The sequence below is a fragment of the Nocardia sp. NPDC051911 genome, from assembly GCF_040681035.1.
Lineage (GTDB): Bacteria > Actinomycetota > Actinomycetes > Mycobacteriales > Mycobacteriaceae > Nocardia > Nocardia sichangensis.
Genome location: NZ_JBFAXY010000002.1, coordinates 334,482 through 359,689 on the forward strand (window position 1 = coordinate 334,482; position 25,208 = coordinate 359,689).

The window sequence follows — 25,208 nt, forward strand, 5'->3', positions numbered from 1 at the left end:
TGGATGCCGGTCCGGACTCGCGGCTTCCGGACCGGCGAGAGAATCCTCGAAGAGAAACTTGTGTGTGTGCGCTGGGCCGTGTCTATGTGTGCGCTGTGAACCGGAGCATCAGATCCGGGTACTCGGCTACGAGTTGTTCACCGCCGTGCCGTGAGCGAACTCGTGCGTCACCCACGGTGGGGCGCCGCGCTGTAGGCGGGCCGGGTGACGTTCACAGGCCGAAGGTTTCGGCCCCCGGACCCCTCATCGAATCAGCGCTCCACTGCCACCGATCGGATGCAAGGCAGCACCATCGAGCCAAAGCAGTACGAGCTCAACGATGTTCGCCACACCCGAACTGTACAGAGAAAGATGGTCACTAATAATTGAACAGTCGAACGTTACGAACATTTCGAATACGTAGAACTTCGAATTCGGCGTCATCGACCGCTCGGAAGCGCGAGCGTGTCAGGATTCCGCTCACCTGCGCCACTGTGCTCCGGTTTCCGCCGCGCTTGGCCTCGCCCGTCGGCGACTGTTGCGACCCCATGAACCGCCCAGTAGCGTCGATCCCAGCGTGCGGGGGGCGGAGGAGCCGGTCCGGCCCCCGTCGATGCGTTACGGCACCGGCGGTGAGGAACCGATGACGAGCTGGGGGAAGCTGTTACGCGGTGCCGTGCTCGCGACCGGCGTCGCTCTTGTGGTCGTTGGGTGCGGTGACTCGACGGACACACCCATGCCGACCACGACCACTGCTGCGGCCGCGCCCACCCCGTCGGCGTCGAGGTCGAGCGACCCCGACGCCGCTCTGTGGGATCCGTGCGCATTGCCAGAATCGGCGGTCTCTGGCACCGGTCTTAATCAGGCGACGAAAGAGAAAGATGTCGCTGGGGTCGATTTCACCGGCTGGAAGGTTTGTGGCTGGCAGGCAGCGGCGCGCTGGTACGACCTGGGTGTTCTGTCCGGAGCTTTCGCTTTGGATGAAGTTCGTCAGCGCCAAGACAAGGAGTCGTTCACACCTCTGACCGTCGGCTCACACCGCGCTCTGCAATACCTGGATGTCGGCGACAGCAGGCGGCTGAAATGCAGCGTTGCGGTCGAGAATGCTCACGGAACGGTAATTTTCAAGGTGACCACGCGTTACTCGATCGGGAAGCAAGGCGAGCCATGTCAGGAGGCAGGTCGTCACGCTGACGACTTGGTGCGCTATCTGCCTACGAATTGAGGGGCTAGATGACCATCGGGGTGGATTTCGCCGAGTGGCGCAGGCTGCTGGACCAGGCGAACGCCGGTGAGCTGCTACTGCATCCGGATGTCGGCAGGGGTCTGGACAAGGCTTGTGACGATTACCTCGATCGTCTCGACGGCATCATGCGAATGACCGACCGGATCATTGATGTCACCGGGTTCGGCCCGTTTCCGTCAGGGGTCGCTCTGCAAGAGAAGTTCAGCCTGAAATCGACTGGCACCGAGCAATCCTCGGACGCCGTCCTCATGCAGCACATCGACGCGGTAAAGATCGCGAAAGAGGTCGTCGCCAAAGCAATCGCGAACTTCGTGGAGCTGGACCGGTCGAGGGCCGACCAGTTCACCGGCTTGGACGCGCAACCATGACCTACGAGGAGTACCGCGCCCGGATCATCGCCGCGCAGGAGCAGTGGAATCGGGAGCGTGACACGATCTACGACTTCACCAGCCGGTTGGGCACATCGTTTCAAGGGGAGTACGAACCGCCGCGAATTCCGGGACCGGACAACTACGACAGTATGACGTTGGCGCAGATGGTCGACGCCGTGAACGCGATGCGGCCGGGTACGGTGCGCGAGGCGTCGGAGGCCTGGTTGAACATCGGGATGAATCTGACCGGTGCGATTCAGGCGTTCAACGAGCAGTTCGGCCGCACCGTGACCGGGGACGGCACGAATCCGGGCTGGACCGGGCAATCCGGGAAAGCGGCCGCGGACGCGGTGACGAACTACCGGAATCAGTCGGGGAATCTCGCGGATGCCGCGTGTCTGGTGAGTTTCAAGCTGTCGGAGATGCATACCGGCCTCGAGCAGACGCAGGCGTTGATGCCGCAGGCCACCGAACGCCCGGACCTGAGGGATAAGACGTTGCCCCAGGACGGTGTCATGAAGGCGGGCGATTACACCGAAGAGGAGGCCACGCAGGAAGCGCGGAGGATTCTGCGGACGGTGTACGGCCAAGTCGCGAATCAGACCGACCACGGTGTGCCCGTCCTGCCCACGGCCCCACAGATCGTGGCAGATCCCGGGCAGCAGCCAGGTATCTCGTCACCTGGCGCTCCGAATACCTCCGCACCGCAGACGACGACTACCGAGTCGAACCAGCCCGAAGCCGCGCAACCGGAGACCACCGACCAATCCGACGGCGGCCCACGACAATCGCCCGAGACCAACCCCGCCACCACTCCGCAGGCAGTCACCCCGGCGGGTGTGGACCAGTCGACCGGCGTACAACCGACGACATCGACCACGCCGTCGACGACACCGAGCAGCACCACTACGCCGAGCCCGAACTTCACCACCGCTCCGGCGACGCCTGGTCGGCCCGGGACGACGAGCCCGAATACACCCGGGCGTCCCGGCACCCCCGTCGTATCCGGTGCACCGAACATCACCGGAACTCCAGCACCGGGCCGCAACGTCCCGGCCGGCCCGCAGCAGCCGCACGCGCATCCGGCCGCCACGGCGACCGGAGCCCAGGCGGCGCGAACCGGCACGACCGGAACGAGCGGCATCGCCCCGGGGATGGGGTCTCGCGGCAAGCACGACGAAAGCGAGACATCGGGCGTCAAGGACTACCTGGTCAACCAGCACAACGGTGAGGAACTCACCGGTTCGGATTCCTTGCCGAAGGCCGTTCCCCCGGTCATCGGAGACAACCCGCATGGCTGACTGGCGCTTCACCGGGCAGGAATTCGAAATCCTTTGGTCCGCCTATGGTCGCGACCGTCTGCCGTACCCGCTGCAATATCGTCCGGAAGAGATGGATTTCGCCGATCTGAAGCGTCAACGCGAGGAAGCGGTCGACGCGCTGCTCGGGCGATACGCCGTCGAGTTGGAACAGGCGCTGGACGTATTGCTGGAGCCCGAGGTACGGGTCGAGTCCAAAGGCATGGGCGGCCCGGACATGTCGATCGTGTTCCGTTTCCACGGCGCGGTACGCGGGCAGGCCGGGGCCACCCTGGTCCAACTCCCCGGCCACGCACCGGACACCGGCGCTGACGTGATCGTGAGTTATTGCGCCGCAGGGCGGGTCGCCGCCAAAGCGGTGGCCGCGCTGCCGAAGATGCCCGCGGGCACGCATCCGCCGATCGAAGTGCGCCGCGACGAAGTGACCGCCGATCGGGAACGGCCGGTGCGCAAGCCGTACGAGGTCGGCACCGTGGCGCGGCTGGACCAGATCTTCAAGCGGGAACGCCTCGGGCTGGGCGAGGTCACGGTGTTCGCCGGCCCAGCCGTCGACGCCCGCCCGAGTTTCGGGCGCGGTTTCTGGTGGATGGACTACACGGATGGCCGCTACTACGTGAGAACGGGCGACCCCATCGTCGCCAAACCGCTCGCCCCCGCCGCTATGGCGGCCGAGATCAACCGTCTCACCGTGCTGACCCAGCGTTACTACCGCGAGGACCGCGAACACGACGAGTACCTGCGCTCACAGCGATAAGGACCGCGCGAACGGCCAGTCCACCAGAGCCGTGGCGCCATCAATGATGGGCCGTCTCAGGGGCAGTCGGATCACGAGGTGCAATCCGACTGACCACGACCCGTCGCCATCCACGACACGCGAGCGGCACGTCGAACTTCTCGGCGTGCCGCTCGTCGGTGCGGATCAGCGCGGCAGGCGCTCGATGATGGTGGCGTTGGCGGTGCCGCCGCCCTCGCAGATGGTGAGCAGGCCGTAGCGGCCCTCGATCCGTTCGAGCTCGTTGAGCAGCGTCGCGAAAAGCTTCGCGCCGGTCGCGCCGAGCGGGTGACCGAGGGCGATGGCGCCGCCGTTGACGTTGACCTTCTCGGGATTCGCGCCGGTCTCCTTCAGCCAGGACAGCACCACGGGCGCGAACGCCTCGTTGATCTCGATCACGTCGATGTCATCGATGGTGAGACCGGACTTCTCCAGCGCCCACTTGGTCGCCGGGATCGGCGCGGTGAGCATGTAGATCGGGTCCGCGCCGCGCGCGCTCACGTGGTGGATGCGCGCTCGCGGCGTCAAGCCGTACTCCCGCACCGCCCAGTCCGAAGCGAGCAGGGTGGCGCTGGCGCCGTCGGAGATCTGGCTGGCCACCGCGGCGGTCAGCGGGCTGCCCTCGGCCAGCGCGGGCAGCGAAGCCATCTTCTCCAGACTGGTCTCGCGCGGGCCCTGGTCGATCCAGAAATCGCCGACCGGCACGATCTCGTTGTCGAAGCGGCCGTTCTTGATCGCGTCGCGGGCCCGCTCGTGGCTGCGCAGCGCCCATCGTTCCATTTCCGCCCGGCTGATGTCCCACTTCTCGGCGATCAGCTGGGCCGCCCGGAACTGGGTCACCTCGGCGGTGCCGTAGCGGTGATCCCAGCCCTGCGATCCGACGAACGGCGAGTCGAAGCCGTACTCCTTGCCCGCGAACATGGCCGCGGAGATCGGGATCGCGCTCATGTTCTGCACGCCGCCCGCGACGATCACCTCGGCCGTGCCGCTCATGATGGCTTGGGCGCCGAAATTGATGGCCTGCTGGCTGGATCCGCACTGCCGGTCCACCGTGACGCCGGGCACCTCTTCGGGATAGCCCGCGGCCAGCCACATGGTGCGGCCGATGTTGCCCGCCTGGGGGCCGACGTTGTCGACGCAGCCGACGATGACGTCGTCCACATTCCCCGGGTCGATCGGGTTGCGGTCCAGCAGGCCGCGCAGCGCGGCCGCGCCCAGATCGGCCGGGTGCACGCCCGCCAGTGCGCCGCCGCGCTTGCCGACCGGGGTGCGTACCGCATCGATCACGTAGGCGTCCCGCAGCGGGGCATACGGACGACGGGACGCGGAAGGTGCTGACATGTAAGGACTCCTACGTGGTGCGCTCGCCGGCGGTGAGCCCGTCGAGCACGATGGTCAGGTACTGCTTCGCGAGGTTCTCGACGGTGACCGAGCCGCCGGGGCGGTACCACCGCACCGCGACCCACACCGTGTCACGCAGGAACCGGTAGGCCAGTTCGACATCCAGCTCCGGCCGGAAGCTGCCGTCCTGGACGCCGTTGGTCAGCACCCGGTGCCACAGCTCGCGGAATTCGCGGTTGTACGCGGCGATGTAGGTGAACCGCTCCGAGTCGCGCAGCCGCTTCGCCTCGGCCTGGTAGATCGCCACCGCGGCGTGCCAGCGGTCGAACGACTCGTAGGACGCGAGCACCAAGGCTTCCAAGGTGTCTCGCGAACTCAGACCGGAGGCGACGATCTCGCGGTAGCGGCCGAACAGTTCGTCCAAGAACCCGCGCAGGATCTCGTCCACCATCGACTCCTTGGAATCGAAGTGGTGGTAGAGGCTCCCCGATAGGATCCCGGCCGCGTCGGCGATGTCGCGCACTGTGGTCGCGCGCAATCCCCGCTCGGCGAACAATTCGGCCGCCAAGGCGAGCAACTCGCTGCGCCGTGCTGATTTAGAGGCGTCTGGTGCGGGCACACGGCCATCATACAACCAAGCATTTGCTTGGTACAGCGGCCCCGTTCAACGGGCCGAATAGCGCAGCGGCGAGGACACCGAGAGATCGGCGAGCAGGCGATCGCAGATGATCACCGGCGAGACGCCCGCGCGCGCCATCCGGGCGACGAGCGCGAGACGACGTTCGCAGCTGTCCCACTCCACGGTGAGCTGACCGCGATCGGGACCGGCGTCCACCGTGGCCATCACCCGTGGCGGGCCGCCGCGCACCGGCTCCTCGCTCAGCTTGAGCACCATGCCGCGCTGCCAGGCGTGGTAGGTGTCCATGTCGGCCCCGATCACCAGTTTGTCGGTGGCAGCGCACAGGCCCTGCGCGATCTCGTCCGAGAAGGTCACCTGGTCGAAACGGAATTTCCGGCATTTCGCGACCACCGCGAGCAAGTCGGCGCGCACCTCGCACAGCAAGTCCGTCTGGCGCTGCCTGCGCTGCTCCTGCTCGCTCTCCGTGCTGTCGGCGCTGAGGCCGATGCGCCGGGCACGCTCGCGATCGCGCGCCAGATCGGCCCGCAGCGCGCCGCGCGGATCGCGGGCGACCTCCCCCTCGTCGACGGCGTGCTGCTCGAGAATCCGCGCGGCGGCCGTGGCGACCGCGCTTTCGGAGGTGTGCTCGATGAGCTCGGCGCCGAGGGTGAGGGCCGAGAGGACGAGGCTGTCGAGCCGTCGCCTGGCCAGCACGACTTCGCGCACCACATCGAGTTCCAGTTGTTCGCGGGCAGGTGGGCGATCGCGACCCATAGCCATCGCCCCCTTGAAGAGCGCTGATCCGATCTCATCCAGCATGGCACACCGCGCCGCGCTCCGGCTCGTCCTTTTCCACCTGATCAGCTGCCCATTTCACGCGGCAGCCGTGATGCGAGAAGGCGATCGCAATACGGCGTGGAAGATCTCTCCGGGCGTGGCGGACAAACGGCTGCTCGATGGTCGCCGGGGTGTGCTCGTCCGCCCCATGCAGAGCGGACGAGCCCGAAAAGCCCGTGGCTCAGGCGCGTTGGCTGCTGATCGAAACCACCTCGCCGGTCAGGTAGGTGGTGTAGTCACTGGCCAGCATCGCGATCGTGGCGGCGACCTCCCAGGGCTCGGCCGCGCGGCCGAACGCCTCGCGCTCCGACAGCCGGTCGAGCAGCTCGGTCGAGCTGACCTTGTCCAGGAAGGCGTGCCTGGCGATGCTCGGGGCCACCGCGTTGATCCGGACGCCGAGTTCGGCAGCCTCGATTGCGCTGCACCTGGTCAACGCCATGACGCCCGCCTTGGCCGCCGCGTAGTGCGCCTGGCCGTACTGCGCGCGCCAGCCGAGCACGCTGGCGTTGTTCACGATCACGCCGCCGTGGCCCGCGTCGCGGAAGTAACCGAGGGCGGCCCTGGTGCAGCGGAAGGTGCCGTTGAGGGTGATGTCGAGGACGCGGTCCCACTGCTCGTCGGTCATGTCGACCACGGGCGTCTCCCCGCCCAGCCCGGCGTTGTTGACCATGATGTCGATGCGGCCGACGGCCTCGGCGGCGCCGCGGATCAGCGCGTTCACCTGTTCGGTGCTCTGCACGTCGCACGGGATCGAGGCGACCCGCCGGTCCGGGAACTCGGCGGCCAGCTCGGTCGCGGTCTCGGCCAGACGCCGCTCGTGCCAGTCGGAGACCACCACGTCCGCGCCCTCGGCCAGCAACCTGCGCGCGGTGGCCGAGCCGATGCCGGTGCCCGCCGCCGCGGTGATCACGGCCGAACGTCCGGTCAGCAGGCCGTGCCCAGGAACGGGCGCGGGGGCGACCGACAGCGGCCCGGTCACGGGCGGGCCTCGCGCGGCAGGCCGAGCACCCGCTCGGCGATGATGTTGCGCTGCACTTCGTTCGAACCTCCGTAGATGGTGTCGGCGCGGGTGAACAGATACAGCCGCTGCCATTCGTTGAGATCGTTCTCGCCCGCCACCAGGCCGCGGGCGCCGAGCACGGCCATCGCCAGCTCCCCCAGCCCGCGATGCCAGTTGGCCCACAGCAGTTTCGCCACCGAGGCCTGGCCCGCGCCGTCGTCCACGCCCGCGCCCTCCATCGTGCGCATGGCGTGCGCGCGCAGCACGCGCAACCCGACCCAGGCGCGGTCGATTCGGTCGGCGATCAGCGGGTCGTCGGCCGCGCCGGTGCGGCGGGCCAGAGCCTCGATGTCGGCCAGTTCGCGGGCGAACCGGATCTGCTGGCCCAAGGTGGAGATGCCGCGCTCGAAGGTGAGCGTGCCCATGGCGATCCGCCAGCCGTCGCCCGGCTCGCCGACCACCAGGTCGGCCGCGGTGCGGGCGTTGTCGAAGAAGACCTCGTTGAATTCCGAGGTCCCGGTCAGCTGGATGATCGGACGCACGTCGATCCCCGGCTGCCGCATCGGGACCAGCAGGTAGGACAGACCCTTGTGCCTCGCGGACCCGCGCTCGGTGCGGGCGACGACGAAGCACCAGTCGGCCACGTGAGCCAGCGACGTCCAGATCTTCTGCCCGTTGATCGACCACTCGTCGCCGTCCAGGTGCGCCGAGGTGGTGATGGCGGCCAGGTCGGAGCCGGCGCCGGGCTCCGAATAACCCTGGCACCACAGTTCGCTGACGTTGCGGATGCCGGGCAGGAAGCGGTCCTTCTGCGCCTGGGTGCCGAACGCGAGCAAGGTCGGGCCGAGCAGTTCCTCGCCGACGTGCGACACCCGCGCGGGGGCGTTCGCCTTGGCGTACTCCTCGTGGAAGATGACCTGCTGGCGCACCGTGGCCTCGCGGCCGCCGTACTCCTTCGGCCAGCCCAGGCAGGTCCACCCGGCCGCGGCCAGGTGCCGGTCCCAGGCCAGGCGTTCGTCGAACGCCTCGTGTTCGCGGCCGGGACCGCCGAGGCCGCGCAGCGCGCGGAATTCGCCGTTGAGGTTCTCCTCCAGCCACTCGCGCACTTCGGCGGCGAATCGCTCGTCCTGCACGGCGGAAAACCGCCCGTCCGGAGCGGCGGTGTCGGATTCTGAGGTCTGGATCGCACCCACGCCGGTAGGATAACCTACCAAGCACTTGCTTTGTAGAGTGCACGCATAACTCGCTCGCGGACGGTAAGGACAACCGTGACAACCCCTGCACAGACGACACCGATGGCACTGCACCACGCCGCTCGGACCTTCGGCGACGCCCCGGCGATCGCCGACGGCGAGGTGCGGCTGAACTGGGCCCAGTTGCTCGAGGCGGTCCAGGAAGTGGCACGGGCGCTCATCGCACGCGGGGTGCGGACGGGCGACCGGGTGGCCATGTGGGCGCCCAATACCCACCACTGGGTGATCGCCGCGCTCGCCGCGCACTACGCGGGCGCGGCGCTGGTGCCGCTGAACACCCGCTACGTGGCCGAGGAGGCCGCCGACGTGCTCGGACGGGTGGACGCGAAGGCCCTGTTCATCGCGGGGCCCTTCCTCGGCCGCGACCGCTTGGCCGAACTGCGCACGTCCGACCTGGCCATCGACACGGTGGTGGTGATCCCGGTCGAACCCGGCACGGAGAACACCGACATCGCCGCGCTGGACTGGTCGGAACTCGCGACCGTCGCCGCGCCGGTCACCGTGGCCGAAGCCGAGGAACGCGCCGACTCGGTCCGCCCCGACGACATCTCCGACATCTTGTTCACCTCCGGCACCACCGGCCGCAGCAAGGGCACGCTGGTCGCGCACCGGCAGGCGCTGTCGGTGGTGCGGGCCTGGGCGGAGTGCGCCACCTTACGGGGCGACGACCGGTATCTGGTGGTGAACCCGTTCTTCCACAACTTCGGATACAAGGCGGGCATCCTCGCCTGCCTGGTCACGGGAGCCACGATCATCCCGCAGGTCACCTTCGACGTACCGGAGACGATGCGGCGGATCGGCGCGGAGCGGATCACCGTGCTGCCCGGCCCGCCGACGATCTACCAGACGATCCTGGATTTCCCGCGCCGCGCCGAATTCGACTTGAGCTCCCTGCGCGTGGCCGTCACCGGAGCGGCGACGGTGCCGGTGGTGCTGATCGAGCGGATGCGCTCGGAACTGGCCTTCGACGTCGTCATCACCGCCTACGGCCTGTCCGAGAGCGCGGGTTTCGGCACCATGTGCCGCGTCGACGACGACGCCGAGACCATCGCGAACACCTGCGGCAGGCCGATCGCGGATTTCGAGTTGCGCCTCGGCGAGGCGGGCGAGGTCCTGCTGCGCGGGCCGAACGTGATGCTCGGATACCTGGACGACCCGGAAAGCACCGCGGAGACGATCGACGAGGACGGCTGGCTGCACACCGGCGACATCGGCACGGTCGACGACCGCGGATACCTGACGATCACCGACCGGCTCAAGGACATGTACATCTCCGGCGGCTTCAACGTCTACCCCGCCGAAGTGGAACAGGCGCTGGCCCGGCTGGACGGCGTGGCGGAGTCGGCGGTCATCGGCGTGCCCGACACCAGGATGGGCGAAGTGGGCAAGGCGTACGTGGTGCGCAAGCCCGGCTCGGGCCTGACCGAGGACCAGGTGCTCGCCCACGCCACCACCGTGCTGGCCAATTTCAAGGTGCCGCGGTTCGTCGAGTTCCGCGACCAGCTGCCCTACAGCGCCGCCGGGAAAGTGCTCAAGCGTCAACTACGTGAGGAGAAGTCGTAATGTCGGAACCGGCAACCCCGGACGAGGGTCCGGCGATCCCGGACGAAGGTGAGGTCGTCACCTACGAGCGGCGCGGACGCGTCGCGATCGTCACGCTGAACCGGCCGGACTACCGCAACGCGCAGAACTCGGTGATGACCTACGCCCTCGACGCCGCGTTCGAGCGCGCTGTGGAGGACCCCGAGGTCGGAGTGATCGTGCTCGCGGGCAACGGCAAACACTTCAGCGCCGGGCACGACATCGGCACGCCCGGCCGCGACCACCACGTGCGGTACCAGAACAAGGCCGCGCTGTGGTGGGACCATGTGGACCGGGCCGGCGGCGACCAGCGCTTCGCCCGCGAGCTCGAGGTCTACCTCGGCATGTGCAGGCGCTGGCGGGAGATCCCCAAGCCGACCATCGCCATGGTGCAGGGCGCCTGCATCGCGGGCGGGCTCATGCTGGCTTGGGTGTGCGATCTGATCATCGCCTCCGACGACGCGTTCTTCTCCGATCCCGTCGTCCGCATGGGCATTCCGGGCGTCGAGTACTTCGCGCATCCGTGGGTGATGGGTCCGCGCGCGGCCAAGGAGTTCCTGTTCACCGGCGACCGGTTCGGGGCCGCGCAGGCCAAGGAGTGGGGCATGGTCAACCGGGTGGTGCCGCGCGCCGAACTGGAGGCCGAAACCCTCGCGCTGGCCGAGAAGATCGCCACCATGCCGCAATTCGGTCTCGCGCTGACCAAGAAAGCGGTCAATCAGGCCGAGGACCTGATGGGCATGCGCTCGGGCATGGATTCGGTCTTCGGCCTGCACCACTTCGCGCACGCGCACAACGCCGAGGTCGGCGCCGACTCGCTGGGCGGCATGAACGCCAAGACGATGAAGGCCTCCGCGAGCACCGCAGAACAGAACGGAACGACCTAGTGGATCTGGATCTCGATCAGACGACCCAGGAATTCCAGCGGGAGGTCCGCGAATTCCTGGCCGCGAACAAACCCGCGAAACCGCTGCCCTCCATGGACACCAAGGCGGGATTCGAGGCGCACCGCGCGTGGGAGCGCACCCTCGCCGACGCACGGCTGTCGGTGGTGGCCTGGCCGGAGGAGTTCGGCGGGCGCGACGCCTCGCTGCTGGAGTGGGTGCTGTTCGAGCAGGAGTACTACGCGGCGGGCGCGCCGGGGCGGGTCAGTCAGAACGGCATATTCCTGCTGGCGCCAACGCTTTTCGAACACGGCACCACGGAACAGCTGGAACGGATCATGCCGCGGATGGCGCGCGGCGACGACATCTGGGCGCAGGCGTGGTCGGAGCCCGAAGCGGGCAGCGACCTGGCCGGTATCCGCTCGACCGCCCGGCGCACCAACGGCGGCTGGCTGCTGAGCGGCCAGAAGACGTGGAGTTCGCGCGCCGCCTTCGCGGACTGGGCGTTCGGGCTGTTCCGCAGCGATCCCGAGGCCGAGCGGCACAAGGGCCTCACCTACGTGATGTTCCCGCTGACCGCCGACGGGGTCTCGGTGCGCCCGATCCCGCAGCTGGACGGCGAACCCGGCTTCGCGGAGATCTTCCTCGACGACGTGTTCGTGCCCGACCGCGACGTCATCGGCGCGCCCGGCGAGGGCTGGCGCGTGGCGATGAGCACCTCCAGCAACGAACGCGGCCTCTCGCTGCGCAGCCCCGGGCGGTTCAGCGCCACCGCGCGACGGCTGATCGATCTGTGGCGCGAGTCCGGCGACGAAAGCAACACCGCGCAGCGCGACGCGGTGGTGGACGCCTGGATCGGCAGCGAGGCCTACCGGCTGCACACGTTCGGCACGGTAACCCGGCTCAACGAAGGCGGCAGGCTCGGCGCGGAATCCTCGATCACGAAGGTGTTCTGGTCCGAGCTGGACATCGCCATGCACGAGACCGCGCTCGAGGTGCTCGGTCCGGCGGCGGAACGTTCCGGGCCGTGGACGGACGGATACCTGTTCGCGCTGTCGGGACCGATCTACGCGGGCACCAACGAGATCCAGCGCAACATCATCGCCGAGCGGCTGCTCGGACTACCGAGAGGAAGCAGCCGATGAGATTCGCGCTCAGCCCCGAACAACTCGATTTCGCCGCCAGCCTGCGCAAACTGCTGGAGGCGGGCCGCGCGCCCTCCGCCGTGCGCGCGTGGGCGTCCGGCGACAGCGGGCCCGGTCGCGCGTTGATCCGGCAACTGGCCGAGGCCGGTGTGCTGGGTCTGGCCGTGGCGGAGGAGCACGGCGGCATCGGCGCCGAACCGATCGATCTGGTCGTGGCGTTCCAGGAGATCGGCCGGGCGGCCGTGCCGGGACCGGTGCTGGAGACCGCCGCCGCGATTCCGGCTCTGCTGCAAGCGCTTCCGGACCGGAATCCGGCCGCGCGCTGGCTGCCCGGCTTCGCGGAGGGCACGGCGCTGGGCACCGTCGCCTTCGCGAGCGGTGTCGCGCTGGACGCCGACACCGCCGAGGTGGTCCTGCTGGCCGGCGAGCAGCTGTCCATCGGGCACCGCGGCGGCCTGGTGCGATCGGTCGATCCCGCCCGCCGCCTGTTCGCGGTCGCCGCGGCCGAGCCCGTCGCCGAGGGTGAGCAGGTCGCCGCGGCCGTGGCCGCCGGTTTCGACACCGGCGCGCTGGCCTGCGCGGCCCAGCTGCTCGGCGCGGGAAAGGCCCTGCTGCACGCGTCCACCGAATATGCCAAACAGCGCAAGCAATTCGGTAAGCCGATCGGCGAGTTCCAGGCCGTGAAGCAGAAGCTGGCCGACGTGCTCATCGCGCTGGACCTGGCCGAGCCGCTGCTCTACCGGGCCGCGCTGACCATGACCGGACCAACCCGGAGCCGCGACGTCTCGGCCGCCGTGATCACCTGCGGCGACGCCGCCTACCGCGCGGCCCGCACCGCGCTCCAGGTGCACGGCGCGATCGGTTACACCGCCGAGTACGACCTGTCGCTGTGGCTGACCAAGGTGACCGCGCTGCGTTCGGCCTGGGGCACACCGGACCTGCATCGCGCCCGGATCGCACGGGCGCTGCGGGAGGACACCGACCAGGAACGCGCCGAGCGAGGCATCGCATGACCGCCGAACACCAGGAATTCCTCGCCTCGGTGCGTGCGCTGCTGACCAAGCACGCCGGGTCCGCGGCGGTGCGCGCCGCGATGGACACCGAACTCGGCTACGACCCGGCGCTGTGGCGGCTGCTGTGCGAGCAGATCGGCGTCGCGGCGCTGGCGATTCCCGAGGAATACGGCGGCTTCGGTGCGAGCCTGGTCGAATCCCTGCTGGTGGTAGGCGAATTGGGCCGCACGCTCGCCGGGGTTCCGATGCTCGGCTCGGCCGTTCTCGGTGGACAGGCGGTGCTGCTTTCGGGCGACGACGAAGCGTGCGCACGGCTACTGCCCGAGGTGGCGGAGGGCACGCGCACGATCGCGGTCTGCTGGGCCGACGAGCGCGGCTGGGACGAGCCGGGTGTGCACGAGACGGACGGCGCCCTCACCGGGACCGCGCACTACGTGCTCGACGGTATGTCGGCCGACACCTTCGTCGTCGTCACGCCGACCGGTCTGTTCGAGATCGAACCCACCGCGCCGGGCGTCACCCGCAGGCCCGCGCCCACCATGGACCCCACCCGCAAACTGGCCGAAGTCGGTTTCGCCGACGCGCACGCGCGACGGCTCGGCTCGGGTGACCAGTCCGGGACGGTCGCCCGGCTGCGCGAGATCGCGTGGGCGGCGGTGGCCGCGGAGCAGGTCGGCGCCGCCGACCGCTGCCTGGAGACGACGGTCGACTACGCCAAATCCCGCGTGCAGTTCGGCCGGGTGATCGGCAGTTTCCAGGCGCTCAAGCACCGCATGGCGGACATGTACGTGCTGCTGGAATCGGCCCGGTCCGCGTCCGTCGCGGCGACCGCGGCGGTGGCGGCGAACAGCCCGTCGGCCGCCGAGGATGTCTGGGTCGCCCGCGTGCACTGCTCGGAGGCGCTCACCGCCATCGCGGCCGAGACCGTCCAGTTGCACGGTGGCATCGCGATCACCTGGGAACACGACGCGCATCTGTTCTTCAAGCGCGCCCACGCGGACGCGCAGCTGTTCGGGGCCGCGCACCGCCCGATGACGCAGCCCGCCTGAGCCGGGTCAGGGCGCGCCGACCTGGTCGGCGGCGCGCCCTTCCTCGATAGGCTGTCCGGCGTGGTCCCGATGCACTAAGATGTGACAAGCGCCACACGCGCATGCCGGGGGATGCGTTTTCGAGTGGCACCGCAGGTCGGAATCGGTGCCGTAGCGAGTCGATATGCCGGCTCGCCTCCCAAAAGTCGTCGGGGCCCACCAGCCGGGAGGATGCCATGACGCAAACAGTGCATTCCGATCTCGAAGCATTACGGTCCACCATGGACGGGCCGGTGTACGGCCCAGCGGATACCGGGTACGACCGGGCCCGCGCCATCTGGAACGGGGACATAGACCGGCACCCCGCCGTGATCGCCCAGTGCCTGTCGCCGCGTGACGTGGCCGCGGCGTTGGCCTTCGGCCGGGACCGGGGGCTGGAGATATCCGTTCGCGGCGGCGGCCACTCCTACAGTGGGACCGCGGTCGGCGAAGGCGGCCTGATGATCAACCTGAGCGCCCTCAAGGGCGTCGTGGTGAATCCGGAAGCCGAGCGGGCCCGGGTCGGCGGCGGAGCGACGATGGCGGACATGGACGCCGCGACCCAGAAGTACGGGTTGGCGGTGACCGGCGGAGTGATCAGCGATACCGGCGTCGGCGGCCTCACCCTCGGCGGCGGCATGGGCTGGCTGACCCGCATGGCGGGGCTGGCCATCGACAACCTCGTCTCGGCGCAGGTGGTGCTCGCCGACGGCCAGGTGGTACGGGCGTCGGAGACCGAGAACGCGGAATTGTTCTGGGCATTGCGCGGCGGCGGCGGAAATTTCGGAGTGGTCACCGAATTCGAGTACCGCCTGCATCACGTCGGGCCGGAAATTCACCTCGGCTTGCTCTTCTGGGACATGCCGGACGGCACCGACGCACTCCGCCTGATCCGTGAGTTCATCCCCACTCTGCCGCGCCGGTCGGGAGCGTTGATCGCGCTGGCGATGTCGGCGCCGCCCGCGCCTTTCGTTCCGGAGCGATACCACGGTCACGCGGGCCATGCCCTGATCGTCGCCGGTTTCGGCACGGCCGAGGAGCATGCCGCCGCGGTGGCGCCGATCCGGAACGCCCTGCCGCCGCTGTTCGAATTCCGCACCCCGATGCCGTATGCCGGATTGCAGCGGATGCTCGACGCGGCAGCGCCGTGGGGCCTGTACGGCTACGAGAAGGCGCTCGACCTCGACGATTTCTCCAACGACGCCATCGCGGTGCTGATCGCGAACGCGGCCAGGAAAACCGCGCCGCTGTCGTTCATGCCGATCTTCCCGCTCAGCGGCACGTTCAGCACTGTCGGTGAGGACGACACGGCATTCGGCGGCACGCGCCGTTCGCATTACGAGTGCAACATCACCGCGATCACTCCCGACACCGAGACGCTCGCGCTGGACCGGGAATGGGTGCGCACGACGTGGGATGCGCTGCGTCCATTGGCTTCCAACCAGGGCGGGTATGTCAATTTCATGGCCGACCCGGACCATGCCCGGGTTCGCGAATCGTACGGACGCACGAAATACGCGAAGCTGGCGCACATCAAAGCCGACTACGACCCGGGCAACGTCTTCCACCGCAACGCCAACATAGCCCCGGGCTGACCTCCGAGTTCACTCGTCCGAGCGTCTACGGGCCGCATCGGGGCGCAGGCCGTGCAGAACGATCCGCACGAGCCTGCGCCAATCACCGCTGCCGCTGCCGATGGTGGCGGACAACGCGCCGACGATCATGTAGACGTCCGCCACCGTGCAGTCGTCGCGCAATGTTCCCGCGGCTCGGTCCCGCTCGACGAGCTCGCCGATCACGTCCTCGAGCCTGCCGCGGGATTCGCCCCTCGGCTCGCTGCCCGCCGACTGCCGCGCCGTCTCGATCGCCGCCGACAAGCCCCGGTCGGCCGCCAGCACCTCGCCGACATGAAGCAGGTAGCGTGCGAGCCCCTCGCCGGGCTCGGCGCGCAGGCATTCGGTGCGGGCGAACTCCTCGATCTCGGCGAAGCGCTGCTCGGCCGCGGCCTCGATGAGGTCGGCATGGCTGGGGAAATGACGGTAGACGGTTCCGACGCCGACTCCGGCGACGCGCGCGATCTCGGTCAGTGGCACGGCACTGCCGTGCTCGGCGAACAGCGTGCGCGCCACGGACACGATGCGGGCGCGGTTGAGCGTGGCGTCGGCGCGCTGCTTGCGGGCCGATGGTGGCCTTGACACTGACGAACCCTCCGTGTTTACGCTTCAAACGGAATCGGATTCCGGTTCCGTTTCATCGCTTCGAAGGGTAGCACTTCATGTCCCACAATCGTTTCCGCGTTCTGACCCCCGGCGAGGCACGGCCCGGCCGAGTGCCGCTGCCGCCCGCGTTCGCGGTGAAGGCCACCACCGCCGACACCGAGGGCAGGTTCTCCCTGCTGGAAGTGACCCTCGCGCGCGATATTCCCCGGCACACACACCACGTCGCGGACGAATGCGTCTACGTGCTCGAAGGAACGCTCGACGTCGAGTTCGACGACCGAACCCTTTCCGCGACGGAAGGCATGTTCGTGTTGCTGCCACACGGCGTGCCGCATGCCCTGCGCTGCGGATCGCAGCCGCCGCCACGAGTGCTGCAGATCTCCTCGCCCGGCGGCTGGGAGTGCTATCTGGAGGACCTTTTCGAAGCCGGAGCATCGGTGCTGACCGAGGGCGTGCTGGATCCGGTGAAGATCAATCCCATCGCGGCGGCATATGACATCCACTACGAAGAATCGGCGAGTCCCGTTGCCGGACAGGTCGATTGACTCCCTCACCGCCGCCTTGGGCAACCCGGCGGAACCCACCGTCCCGTCGGGTTCCACCTCATGTGGCCGACTTCACCGCAGATAGATAGTTAGCCTATGTAATAATATTTCTCGTGCGGCAAGCTCAGGTGAACGTAGCGGATGACATCGTCGTCGACCTTCTCGTCACCGCGGGCAGGCTCACTCGGCTGGCCGGGGTGATCAGCGGCGACGACCTGCCGCGGGCCATGTTGCGGGCGCTGGCGGTGCTCGACGAACACGGCGCGCTGCGCGTCAGCGAATTCGCCAGAATCGACCGATGTTCACAGCCGGCGGCAACGGCGCTGATCGGCAAGCTGGTCGCGGAAGGCTACGCGACCCGGCGCAAGGACCCGGAGGACTTCCGGGCCGTGATCGTCGAACTCACCCCGGCCGGGCGAACCCGGCTGGCCGAGTTCCGCCGCGCATTCGCCACCGCGATCGGCGAACACCTGCCCGGCTTCGACACCGAGCGACTGGCCCGGCTGGACACCGAACTGCACGACCTGCTGGAGGCCCTGAAAACGGCTACGCGACAGCACGATCCGATCTCGAGGGAACACCGATGAGCACTTTGGCTCCCACCCGCGCCCCGGTCGCGGACAACACCAAGCAACCGAAAGCCGTCTGGGCGGTCGCGTTCGCGAGCGTGATCGCGTTCATGGGCATCGGCCTCGTCGATCCCATTCTCAAACCGATCGGCGAGCAACTGAACGCGTCCCCGTCCCAGGTGTCGCTGCTGTTCACCAGCTACATGCTGGTGACCGGCGTGGCCATGCTGGTCACCGGCGTGGTGTCCAGTCGCTTCGGCGCGAAGAAGACGCTGCTGGCGGGGTTGACGATCATCATCGTGTTCGCGGCGCTGGCCGGTATGTCGAATACGGTGGCGCAGATCGTCGGTTTCCGCGCGGGCTGGGGCCTGGGCAACGCGCTGTTCATCGCCACGGCGCTGGCCACCATCGTCGGCGCGGCCAGCGGCGGCGTTGCCCGCGCGATCATCCTCTACGAGGCGGCGCTCGGCATCGGCATCGCGACCGGTCCGCTGGTCGGCGGCGTGCTCGGCGGAATCAGCTGGCGCGGACCGTTCTTCGGCGTATCGGTGCTGATGGCAATCGCGCTGGTGAGCATCGTCGTCCTGCTGCCGGAAGGGCCCAAGCCGACGCATCACACCTCGATCGCCGCGCCGTTCCGCGCCTTGCGCTACCGGGGGCTGCTGATCGTGAGCATCACCGCCCTGCTGTACAACTTCGGCTTCTTCACCCTGCTCGCCTACACCCCGTTCCCGCTGGATATGGGCACCTATGCGATCGGCTTCATCTTCTGCGGCTGGGGTGTACTGTTGGCGATCGCGTCGGTCTTCCTCGCTCCCCGGTTGCAGCGCCGGTTCGGTTCGCTGCCGATGATGGGACTCTCCCTGGGCCTGTTCGCCGCCGACCTGGCGACGATGGCCGTGTTCGCCGAGCACAAGCCGGTGCTGATCGTCGGCACCGTGCTGGCAGGCCTGTTCCTCGGCGTGAACAACACGCTGATCACCGAGGCCGTGATGATCTCCGCGCCGGTGGAGCGGTCCACCGCCTCGGCGGCCTACAGCTTCGTCCGCTTCGCGGGCGGCGCCGCGGCGCCCTACCTCGCGGGCAAGCTCGGCGAGCACAGCATCTCGCTGCCGTTCTGGGTGGGCGCGGCGTGCACCGCCGCCGCGGTCGTCGTCCTGCTCGCCGGGCGCGCCGCCTTGGCCCACCTCGACGACCACGATCCCGCACCGCACAGCGTCGAGGAAGCCCAGGCCATCACGGTCGGCGACGACTGATCCCCGCGCGCACCGAAGGCAGCCGCCAGCGTGGCTGCCTTCGCCGTTTCCGCACCCTGGCGCGGGCCGGCGCGAGGAGTACGGTCAGGAGATATGACCGAAGCGAAGCGGGGGCGCGTCAGCGTCGAGACCAGCCAGAAGCGTGTGCGCGTCTATCTGGGCGGGCACTTGGTGGCCGACAGCGCGCGGCCGGTGCTGGTCTGGGAGAACCCGCACTATCCGACCTACTATCTGCCCGTCACCGACCTGCGCGCCAAGCTCGAACCGAACGGGCAGACCCAGCACTCCACCAGCCGCGGCGACGCGACGGTCTACGACCTCATGGTCGACGGCACCACAGCGGGCGGGGCGGCGCTGCGCTACCACGACTCGCCGCTGACCGAATTGCGCGAGCTGGTTCGCTTGGAGTGGGGCGCGATGGACGAGTGGTTCGAGGAGGACGAACCGATCTACGTCCACCCGCGCAACCCGTACTCGCGCGTCGACATCCTGGCCAGCTCCCGGCATGTGCGGGTGGAGATCGACGGGGTCACCGTGGCCGACTCGCACGGGCCGCGCATCCTCTTCGAAACGGGTCTGCCCGCGCGGTACTACCTGCCGATGACGGACGTCCGCATGGATCTGCTGTTTCCGTCGGCCACCCACACCAGCTGCCCGTACAAGGGCACCGCCGACTACTGGACCGTCCGCGTCGGCGGCAACGAGTATCCCGACTATGTGTGGGGCTACCGCACGCCGCTTCCGGAGAGCCAGAAGGTCGCCGGGCTGGTCTGCTTCTACAACGAGAAGGTCGACATCTACGTCGACGGGGAACTCCAGGAAAGGCCGCGCTCGCCGTTCAGCTGAGTTCGGCGACAGCCCGCGAGTCTCGCCCCTTCGGCGTCGTTCCCCTCGGTCATCACGTCATACGGCGCTGGCAGGGATCAGTCCTCGCGCCGCGCGCACTTGCCGGTCCGGTCGAGCGATATGCGGCGGCCCGGTCAGACCGCGACCAATGGCGGACTGTCGGCCGCACGGCGGTATTGGCCCGGCGCCACGCCGTATTCGCGTTTGAAGGCCTTCGCGAAGGCGAACTCCGAGGCGTATCCGACCCGGCGGGCCACCGCGCCGAGACTGCTGTCGGTGTCCCGGAGCAGACGAGCGGCGGTCAGCATGCGCCAGCGGGTCACGTAAGCCAGGGGCGGTTCGCCGACCGTCGCGAGGAAGCGACGCGCGAGGGTGGCGCGAGAGACGCCCGCGATGTCACCGAGGTCGGCGACGGTCCAGGCGCGGGCCGGTTCCTCGTGCACCGCCCGCAGCGCCGCCGCGACCGCGGAATCGGCGAAGGCGCCCGCCCAGCCCGAGGAACACAGGTCGGACTGCTCGTCGAACCAGGCGCGCAGGATGAACAGCAGCAACGTCTCGAGGATCGCGGGCACGGCCGCGTCGCTGCCCGGACGGGGCTCGGCGATCTCCGCGGCCAGCAGGTCGACCGCGCCGCGCAGCGCGGGATGTCGCCCCGGACGCGCGGGCAGATGGATGAACTCGGGCAACTCGTCGAGGATCGGATGGGTGCGGCTGCGGCCGAGTTCATAAGCGCCGCACAGCAAGGCGGTCCGCACGCCCGGCCCTACGATCTCCCGTGGCTCACCGGGCTGCGCGGTCTCCGTGACCGGGGTGTCCAGACTGTCCACCAAGTCGTGGTCGGCCCCGCGCGGCATGAACAGCACGTCCCCCACGCCGAGTGCAATGGGTTCGCCGTCCGGCGGCACCACCCAGCAAGAGCCCTGCAAGACCACGTGGAAACCCGCGCCCGGCACTACCGGGTACCGCCGACCCCACGGAGCGTGCCGGATGAACAGGCCGGAGGTGGGACTGCCGGTGCGGATGGCCGCGATGGTCTCGCTGAGAATATCCACCCATTCACCGTAGCACTCTGCAGTTGAGTGTTTCGGACAAATTATCGAGCGCTCTACGCATTGTCCGACTCACGAGAAGCCAATAGCTTTCTGTTCATGACATCGACCGAAACCACCGCCACCATCGCCGTCTACGGCGCGACCGGACACACCGGCGGCTACCTGCTCGCCGAACTGCGCCGCCGCGGCCTCGCCCCGATCCTGGTGGGCCGCGATGCCGATCGCGTCCGAGCCGCTGCCGATGCCGCGGACCTGCCCGCAGCCGACATCCGGGTAGCCGGCCTGTCCGACCACACGGCTCTGGTCACCGCGTTCACCGGAGCGGATGTGGTGATCAGCAGCTTGCCCGCCTATGTCGAGCACGGCTCGGCTGTGCTGGCCGCCGCGATCGACGCGGGTGCGCACTACACGGACATGTCCGGCGAGCAGCTTTTCCTGAAGCGCGTGCTCGACGAGTTCGGACCGCGCGCGGCGGCGGCCGGCGTCACCGTGGTCTCCGGCGTCACCGACAGCAACCTCCCCGGCGACCTGCTGGCACACCTCATCACGCGCCGGGCGCCCGGGCCGGCCGAGGTGGTGTTGAGCCATCTGAGCAAGAGCGGCGGCAATGGTTCCAAAGGCAGCGCGAAGACGGTGCTCGCCAGTTTGGATTGGTTCCGCGGCGGCGGCTGGCACTACGCCGACGGCGAACTGCGCACCGGCGCGACGGCGCGCCGCGAGAAGATGACCTTCCCCGGTGACACCGAGCCGACCACCGTCGCCAAATTCCCGCAGCCCCCGGTCCTGACCATCCCGCGGCACTCGGACGTCTCCTACGTCGAGGGCGTCCTCGCCACCTCGATCCTCGACACACTCAGCGGGTTCACCGCCGAACTGATCGACACGCTGCCCGACGCGCCCGGCGCGGACCTGCGCTACGACCTCGTCGTCGACGCGTTCGGCGCGGACGGGCGGCAGGTCCGCGGCGTGCTCAGCGGCGTCGACTCCTACCGCGATTCGGCGTTGATGGCGGTGGAGTCGGCGGTCCGCTTGGCCGGCGGAGCCGCGGCGCCCGGCGCCCTCGCGCCGGCGGAGGCGTTCGACCCCGCCGATTTCCTGGACGCGCTGGCGCCTTTCGGTATCACCTGGCGTATCGAGGGAAGCCGAGCGTCGGCGAAGGATCGGGCATAGTCGAACGATGACCGACAATCGACCGCCGCTCGCTGTCGCCCTCGATCTCGCGCCGCATCCCGAAGGCGGCTGGTACCGCCAAACCTGGCGCAGCCCGGTGGAATTCACACCGGAGGGTTATCCGGGCCCGCGCGCCGCCGCCACCGCGATCCATTTCCTGCTGCTGCCGGGCGAGCGGTCCGCCCCGCACACGGTGCGCTCCGACGAGCTGTGGCTCTGGCACCGTGGCGGACCGCTGGCGCTGGAGATCGGCGGCGAGGAGGTGATCCTCGGCCCCGACCTGGAGCACGGTCAGGCGCTCCAAGCGGTGGTGCCGGGCGGGGTCAGCCAGTCGGCGCGGCCGGCGACTGCGGAATACGTGCTGGTCAGCTGCCTCGTCGCGCCGGGATTCGACTTCGCGGATTTCCGGCTGGACTGACCCGGCTCAGCGCACCGGCACGGCGGCGAATCGTTCGAGCTCGTGCGGATCGTGCGCGCAGAACATTCGCACCCGCTCGCCGTGGTCGGCGTGCAGCGTGCGCAGCCGTTCCAGGTTCTCCACCCGCTCTCGTCCGAGCGTGCTCGCGAACACCTCGAACACGCCGAGGCCGACCGGGGGACGCGCCTTCCCCGCCGCCAGCTGCCGGTGGTGGAAATAGGCGTCGCCGCAGTGCAGCAACCATCCGTCGCTCTGCCGGACCGCGACGCCGCTGTGCCCGCGCGTGTGGCCGACCAGCGGGATCAGCATGATGTCCTCGAGCACCGGGACGGCGGTGAAGCCGAACCAGGTGTCCGCGCCGGTCTCGTGGGCCAGCCAGCGGGGGCCGTGTTCCCACTGGCGCGGCTGATACCGCATCTTCTCCCCGAGGGTGGGGCGCTGGGTCGCCGCGTCGAGTTCGTCGGCGAAGACGTGCACAGTGGCGTCGGGGAAGTCGGACAGCCCGCCCGCGTGATCGAGATCGAGATGGGTGAGCACGATGTGCCGGACGTCCTCGCGCCGATAGCCCAACCCCCGGATCTGGTGCAGCGCGGTGAGTTCGGGGCGCAACCGGGGACGCAGCAACCGCGAGGTACCGAAACCGAGCCTGCCCCGGTCGAGCACGTCGCCCATGCCGAAGCCCGTGTCCACCAGCACCAGCCCGTCATCGGACTCGACGAGCAGGCAATGGCCGACCAACCCGCCGGTCAGCAGGCCACCGCTGCCGAGCAGCGCTCGTCCGCCGACCGGGCACATGGTCGCGCAGTCCAGATGCCGCACCAGCATCGCGGAAACTCCCTCCTGCGGCGCCGAATCGGACTGATCCGTTTCGGCACGAAGGTCTCTTTTGTTCCCGTCAACGTAGTCGGAGCACGACTCGGCCGCGACAGCGCGGTCACCGCCACGGTAATCGGCGGGCGAATCGATCGCCGCCCGCCGATCCCGAACAGCCTGATCACTCAGGAATTTCGAGCACGCCCTCGTCCACGGCCCAGGCGATGGTGCGCTCGAGATCCGGACACGAGTCCGGGCGACCCGGCCCGTGACCGGTCGCGCTCAGTGCGGCGAAAACCGGGCAGTGCTCGGCCGGGTTGCCGGTCCACTGCACCGACGTCTGGTGGTTGCTGCTCTTGCGCACCAGCACATGACTTTGGCAGGCCCGGCACCGCAGGGGTGTCAGGCCGTCCTCCAGATACCGCTGCTTGTCGACCACCGTCTGGGCGCGCACTTCGGCTCGCCGAGCGGGCTGATCGGCGAAATCGGGTGCCTTCGCCCAGGTGGCCGCCATCAGACGCTCGCCTCGGCTTCCTCGGACTCGCGCTTGCGCCGCAGGTTCTCGGCGACCTCGGCTTCCCACGCCTCGTTCGCCTTGGTGGTGTCGACCTCGAACTCGAAGCGCTGGGTCATCTTCTCGGTGACGTCGGCCAGGTCGACGTAGAACTGGTCGTACCAGCGACGCAGCTGGTAGACCGGCCCGTCCTCCTCGCACAGCAGCGGGTTCTCGACCTTGGACTTGTGCTTCCAGATCTCGACGTCCTGCAGGAAGCCGACGCTGATGCCCTCGGTCATCTTCTCGGCCAGCTTGGTCGCCATCTCGCCCTCGACGCCCTTGGGCTTCTCCAGCGTGATGCCCCATTGCAGGACGAAGGAGTCCTGCGTGACCGGGTAGTGGCAGTTGATCAGGACGCTTTTGACCTCGTAACCGCTGTAGATGTTGATCAGCGGGTTGATCATGTACGAGGGCCCGAAGTACGAGGCCTCGGACTTCAGCAGCGTGTCACCGCCGTATTTGGAGGCCATGCCGATGTCCGGCCTGCCCTTGGTCTCCAGGAACTGGGTGGCGATGTGACCCTCGAAGACGTTCTTGAAGTACGTCGGGAAGGCGAAATGGATGTAGAAGAAGTGGGCCATGTCGACCACGTTGTCGATGATCTCGCGGCAGTTGGCGCCCTCGATCAGCATCGAATTCCAGGTCCAGTCGGTCCACCCGCTGTCGAGTTGCTCGCTGGGGTTGCCGTCGGCGTCGGTGTAGGGGCCCTTGATGTGCGGGATCGTGACCTCGGGCGGCGGCTGGCTGCCCTCGTGGTCGTGCCAGACGAACAGCTGGCCGTTGCGCTCCAGCGTGGTCCACTTCCTGGTGCGCGCCAGCGGCGGCACCCGCCGCGCGTACGGAATCGCGGTGCACTTGCCGTTGGTCCCCGACCAGCGCCAGTCGTGGAACGGACAGGCGATGTCGTCGCCCTTGACCTCACCCATGCTCAGGTCGCCGCCCATGTGCCTGCAGTAGGCGTCGAGCACCCGCAGTTCACCACTGCTGTCGGCCCAGACGACGAGCTTGGTGCCGAAAACGTTCACCGCGTGCGGCTTGCCGTCGCGGAACGTCTTGGCCAGACCCAGGCAATGCCATCCCCGCGCATAGCGGGTCGGTGCGGTGCCGACATCCAGCTCCCGGACCTTCGCGCCGCCCTGTGGGGTAACTGCCATCGCGTTTCCTCCTCCATCTGTACTAGAACACGTTACAAAACTGGCGTCCTCGACGCCAGCGATTCACCTCACTTCCTGCATGAGCGCATGTCCGCGCGAGGGTGAACACCGGTTCTCGACATAAATAGGAACGTGTTCTAGTCTCAGAGGCAAATGAGATTCCGGACATCAACCGACCAGGCA

Annotated in this window: 26 protein-coding genes; 16 read left to right on the plus strand and 10 right to left on the minus strand. The window is 68.5% G+C overall.

What is annotated here, in order from left to right; genetic code table 11:
* Positions 1-622 precede the first annotated feature (622 nt).
* Genes AB0L97_RS04520 through AB0L97_RS04535 form a run of 4 tightly spaced genes read left to right on the plus strand, consistent with a single transcriptional unit; the run spans position 623 to position 3,669 of the window.
* Positions 623-1,204 carry a DUF3558 domain-containing protein gene (locus AB0L97_RS04520; RefSeq protein WP_364425233.1) on the plus strand — a complete coding sequence of 194 codons (582 nt, stop codon included), beginning with the start codon at positions 623-625 and terminating at the stop codon, positions 1,202-1,204.
* Positions 1,205-1,212: 8 nt separating this feature from the next.
* Complete coding sequence (locus AB0L97_RS04525; protein WP_364425157.1) at positions 1,213-1,593, plus strand: hypothetical protein; 381 nt, start codon at positions 1,213-1,215, stop codon at positions 1,591-1,593.
* Positions 1,590-2,897 carry a hypothetical protein gene (locus tag AB0L97_RS04530; RefSeq protein ID WP_364425159.1) on the plus strand — a complete coding sequence of 436 codons (1,308 nt, stop codon included), beginning with the start codon at positions 1,590-1,592 and terminating at the stop codon, positions 2,895-2,897. Before AB0L97_RS04525 ends, AB0L97_RS04530 begins: the two co-directional genes overlap by 4 nt.
* Positions 2,890-3,669, plus strand: a complete 780-nt coding sequence (locus tag AB0L97_RS04535) for an ESX secretion-associated protein EspG (protein WP_364425161.1) — start codon at positions 2,890-2,892, stop codon at positions 3,667-3,669. The genes AB0L97_RS04530 and AB0L97_RS04535 overlap by 8 nt, the downstream gene beginning before the upstream one ends.
* A 165-nt stretch (positions 3,670-3,834) precedes the next feature.
* Here the strand turns inward: AB0L97_RS04535 and AB0L97_RS04540 are convergent, their stop codons facing one another.
* The 5 genes from AB0L97_RS04540 to AB0L97_RS04560 all read right to left on the minus strand — a co-directional run bounded on the left by AB0L97_RS04540 (position 3,835) and on the right by AB0L97_RS04560 (position 8,677).
* Positions 3,835-4,989, minus strand: coding sequence for an acetyl-CoA C-acetyltransferase (locus tag AB0L97_RS04540; protein WP_355077048.1), 1,155 nt, complete (start codon positions 4,987-4,989; stop codon positions 3,835-3,837).
* A gap of 49 nt (positions 4,990-5,038) precedes the next feature.
* Positions 5,039-5,647 (minus strand): TetR/AcrR family transcriptional regulator, encoded by a 609-nt coding sequence (locus AB0L97_RS04545; RefSeq protein ID WP_355076835.1) that lies wholly within the window; start codon positions 5,645-5,647, stop codon positions 5,039-5,041.
* A 45-nt stretch (positions 5,648-5,692) separates the two neighbouring features.
* On the minus strand, positions 5,693-6,466 hold the full coding sequence (locus AB0L97_RS04550) for a hypothetical protein (RefSeq protein WP_355076833.1): 774 nt from the start codon (positions 6,464-6,466) through the stop codon (positions 5,693-5,695).
* Between the two features lie 199 nt (positions 6,467-6,665).
* A complete protein-coding gene (locus tag AB0L97_RS04555; protein ID WP_355076832.1) occupies positions 6,666-7,463 on the minus strand; it encodes an SDR family oxidoreductase in 798 nt (265 codons plus the stop codon).
* A complete protein-coding gene (locus AB0L97_RS04560; protein WP_364425164.1) occupies positions 7,460-8,677 on the minus strand; it encodes an acyl-CoA dehydrogenase family protein in 1,218 nt (405 codons plus the stop codon). The genes AB0L97_RS04555 and AB0L97_RS04560 overlap by 4 nt, the downstream gene beginning before the upstream one ends.
* Before the next feature lie 75 nt (positions 8,678-8,752).
* Between AB0L97_RS04560 and AB0L97_RS04565 the strand changes: the two genes are divergently transcribed.
* The 6 genes from AB0L97_RS04565 to AB0L97_RS04590 all read left to right on the plus strand — a co-directional run bounded on the left by AB0L97_RS04565 (position 8,753) and on the right by AB0L97_RS04590 (position 16,022).
* Positions 8,753-10,300 (plus strand): FadD3 family acyl-CoA ligase, encoded by a 1,548-nt coding sequence (locus AB0L97_RS04565; RefSeq protein WP_364425166.1) that lies wholly within the window; start codon positions 8,753-8,755, stop codon positions 10,298-10,300.
* Entirely contained in the window at positions 10,300-11,205 is a 906-nt protein-coding gene (locus AB0L97_RS04570) for an enoyl-CoA hydratase (RefSeq protein WP_355076828.1), read from the plus strand. Before AB0L97_RS04565 ends, AB0L97_RS04570 begins: the two co-directional genes overlap by 1 nt.
* Entirely contained in the window at positions 11,205-12,347 is a 1,143-nt protein-coding gene (locus AB0L97_RS04575; protein WP_364425169.1) for an acyl-CoA dehydrogenase family protein, read from the plus strand. The genes AB0L97_RS04570 and AB0L97_RS04575 overlap by 1 nt, the downstream gene beginning before the upstream one ends.
* On the plus strand, positions 12,344-13,360 hold the full coding sequence (locus AB0L97_RS04580) for an acyl-CoA dehydrogenase family protein (protein ID WP_364425171.1): 1,017 nt from the start codon (positions 12,344-12,346) through the stop codon (positions 13,358-13,360). Before AB0L97_RS04575 ends, AB0L97_RS04580 begins: the two co-directional genes overlap by 4 nt.
* Complete coding sequence (locus AB0L97_RS04585) at positions 13,357-14,409, plus strand: acyl-CoA dehydrogenase family protein (RefSeq protein ID WP_364425173.1); 1,053 nt, start codon at positions 13,357-13,359, stop codon at positions 14,407-14,409. Before AB0L97_RS04580 ends, AB0L97_RS04585 begins: the two co-directional genes overlap by 4 nt.
* Positions 14,410-14,624: 215 nt before the next feature.
* The gene (locus AB0L97_RS04590) at positions 14,625-16,022 is read left to right on the plus strand and encodes an FAD-binding oxidoreductase (protein WP_355076821.1); all 1,398 of its coding nucleotides are present in this window, start codon (positions 14,625-14,627) and stop codon (positions 16,020-16,022) included.
* A gap of 9 nt (positions 16,023-16,031) precedes the next feature.
* Here AB0L97_RS04590 and AB0L97_RS04595 read toward each other — a convergent pair whose 3' ends face one another.
* Positions 16,032-16,625, minus strand: coding sequence for a TetR family transcriptional regulator (locus AB0L97_RS04595; RefSeq protein WP_364425175.1), 594 nt, complete (start codon positions 16,623-16,625; stop codon positions 16,032-16,034).
* Positions 16,626-16,702: 77 nt separating this feature from the next.
* Here AB0L97_RS04595 and AB0L97_RS04600 point away from each other — a divergent pair, with 77 nt between their 5' ends.
* The 4 genes from AB0L97_RS04600 to AB0L97_RS04615 all read left to right on the plus strand — a co-directional run bounded on the left by AB0L97_RS04600 (position 16,703) and on the right by AB0L97_RS04615 (position 19,862).
* Positions 16,703-17,191, plus strand: a complete 489-nt coding sequence (locus AB0L97_RS04600) for a cupin domain-containing protein (RefSeq protein ID WP_355076817.1) — start codon at positions 16,703-16,705, stop codon at positions 17,189-17,191.
* Between the two features lie 113 nt (positions 17,192-17,304).
* A complete protein-coding gene (locus tag AB0L97_RS04605) occupies positions 17,305-17,778 on the plus strand; it encodes a MarR family transcriptional regulator (RefSeq protein ID WP_355076815.1) in 474 nt (157 codons plus the stop codon).
* Positions 17,775-19,016 carry an MFS transporter gene (locus tag AB0L97_RS04610; protein WP_364425178.1) on the plus strand — a complete coding sequence of 414 codons (1,242 nt, stop codon included), beginning with the start codon at positions 17,775-17,777 and terminating at the stop codon, positions 19,014-19,016. Before AB0L97_RS04605 ends, AB0L97_RS04610 begins: the two co-directional genes overlap by 4 nt.
* A 93-nt stretch (positions 19,017-19,109) precedes the next feature.
* Positions 19,110-19,862: a DUF427 domain-containing protein gene (locus tag AB0L97_RS04615; protein WP_355076813.1), complete on the plus strand. Its 753-nt coding sequence runs from the start codon at positions 19,110-19,112 to the stop codon at positions 19,860-19,862.
* 134 nt (positions 19,863-19,996) lie between these two features.
* Here the strand turns inward: AB0L97_RS04615 and AB0L97_RS04620 are convergent, their stop codons facing one another.
* Positions 19,997-20,914 carry an AraC family transcriptional regulator gene (locus AB0L97_RS04620; RefSeq protein ID WP_364425181.1) on the minus strand — a complete coding sequence of 306 codons (918 nt, stop codon included), beginning with the start codon at positions 20,912-20,914 and terminating at the stop codon, positions 19,997-19,999.
* Positions 20,915-21,010: 96 nt separating this feature from the next.
* Here AB0L97_RS04620 and AB0L97_RS04625 point away from each other — a divergent pair, with 96 nt between their 5' ends.
* Positions 21,011-22,084 carry a saccharopine dehydrogenase NADP-binding domain-containing protein gene (locus AB0L97_RS04625; protein WP_364425183.1) on the plus strand — a complete coding sequence of 358 codons (1,074 nt, stop codon included), beginning with the start codon at positions 21,011-21,013 and terminating at the stop codon, positions 22,082-22,084.
* Between the two features lie 7 nt (positions 22,085-22,091).
* Complete coding sequence (locus AB0L97_RS04630) at positions 22,092-22,502, plus strand: cupin domain-containing protein (RefSeq protein ID WP_364425185.1); 411 nt, start codon at positions 22,092-22,094, stop codon at positions 22,500-22,502.
* Between the two features lie 6 nt (positions 22,503-22,508).
* Here the strand turns inward: AB0L97_RS04630 and AB0L97_RS04635 are convergent, their stop codons facing one another.
* From AB0L97_RS04635 to AB0L97_RS04645, 3 genes are all read right to left on the minus strand, one after another.
* Complete coding sequence (locus AB0L97_RS04635; RefSeq protein ID WP_364425187.1) at positions 22,509-23,327, minus strand: MBL fold metallo-hydrolase; 819 nt, start codon at positions 23,325-23,327, stop codon at positions 22,509-22,511.
* Between the two features lie 169 nt (positions 23,328-23,496).
* The gene (locus tag AB0L97_RS04640; RefSeq protein WP_355076806.1) at positions 23,497-23,829 is read right to left on the minus strand and encodes a hypothetical protein; all 333 of its coding nucleotides are present in this window, start codon (positions 23,827-23,829) and stop codon (positions 23,497-23,499) included.
* Positions 23,829-25,025, minus strand: a complete 1,197-nt coding sequence (locus AB0L97_RS04645; RefSeq protein WP_356963597.1) for a Rieske 2Fe-2S domain-containing protein — start codon at positions 25,023-25,025, stop codon at positions 23,829-23,831. The genes AB0L97_RS04640 and AB0L97_RS04645 overlap by 1 nt, the downstream gene beginning before the upstream one ends.
* Positions 25,026-25,208: the final 183 nt, after the last annotated feature.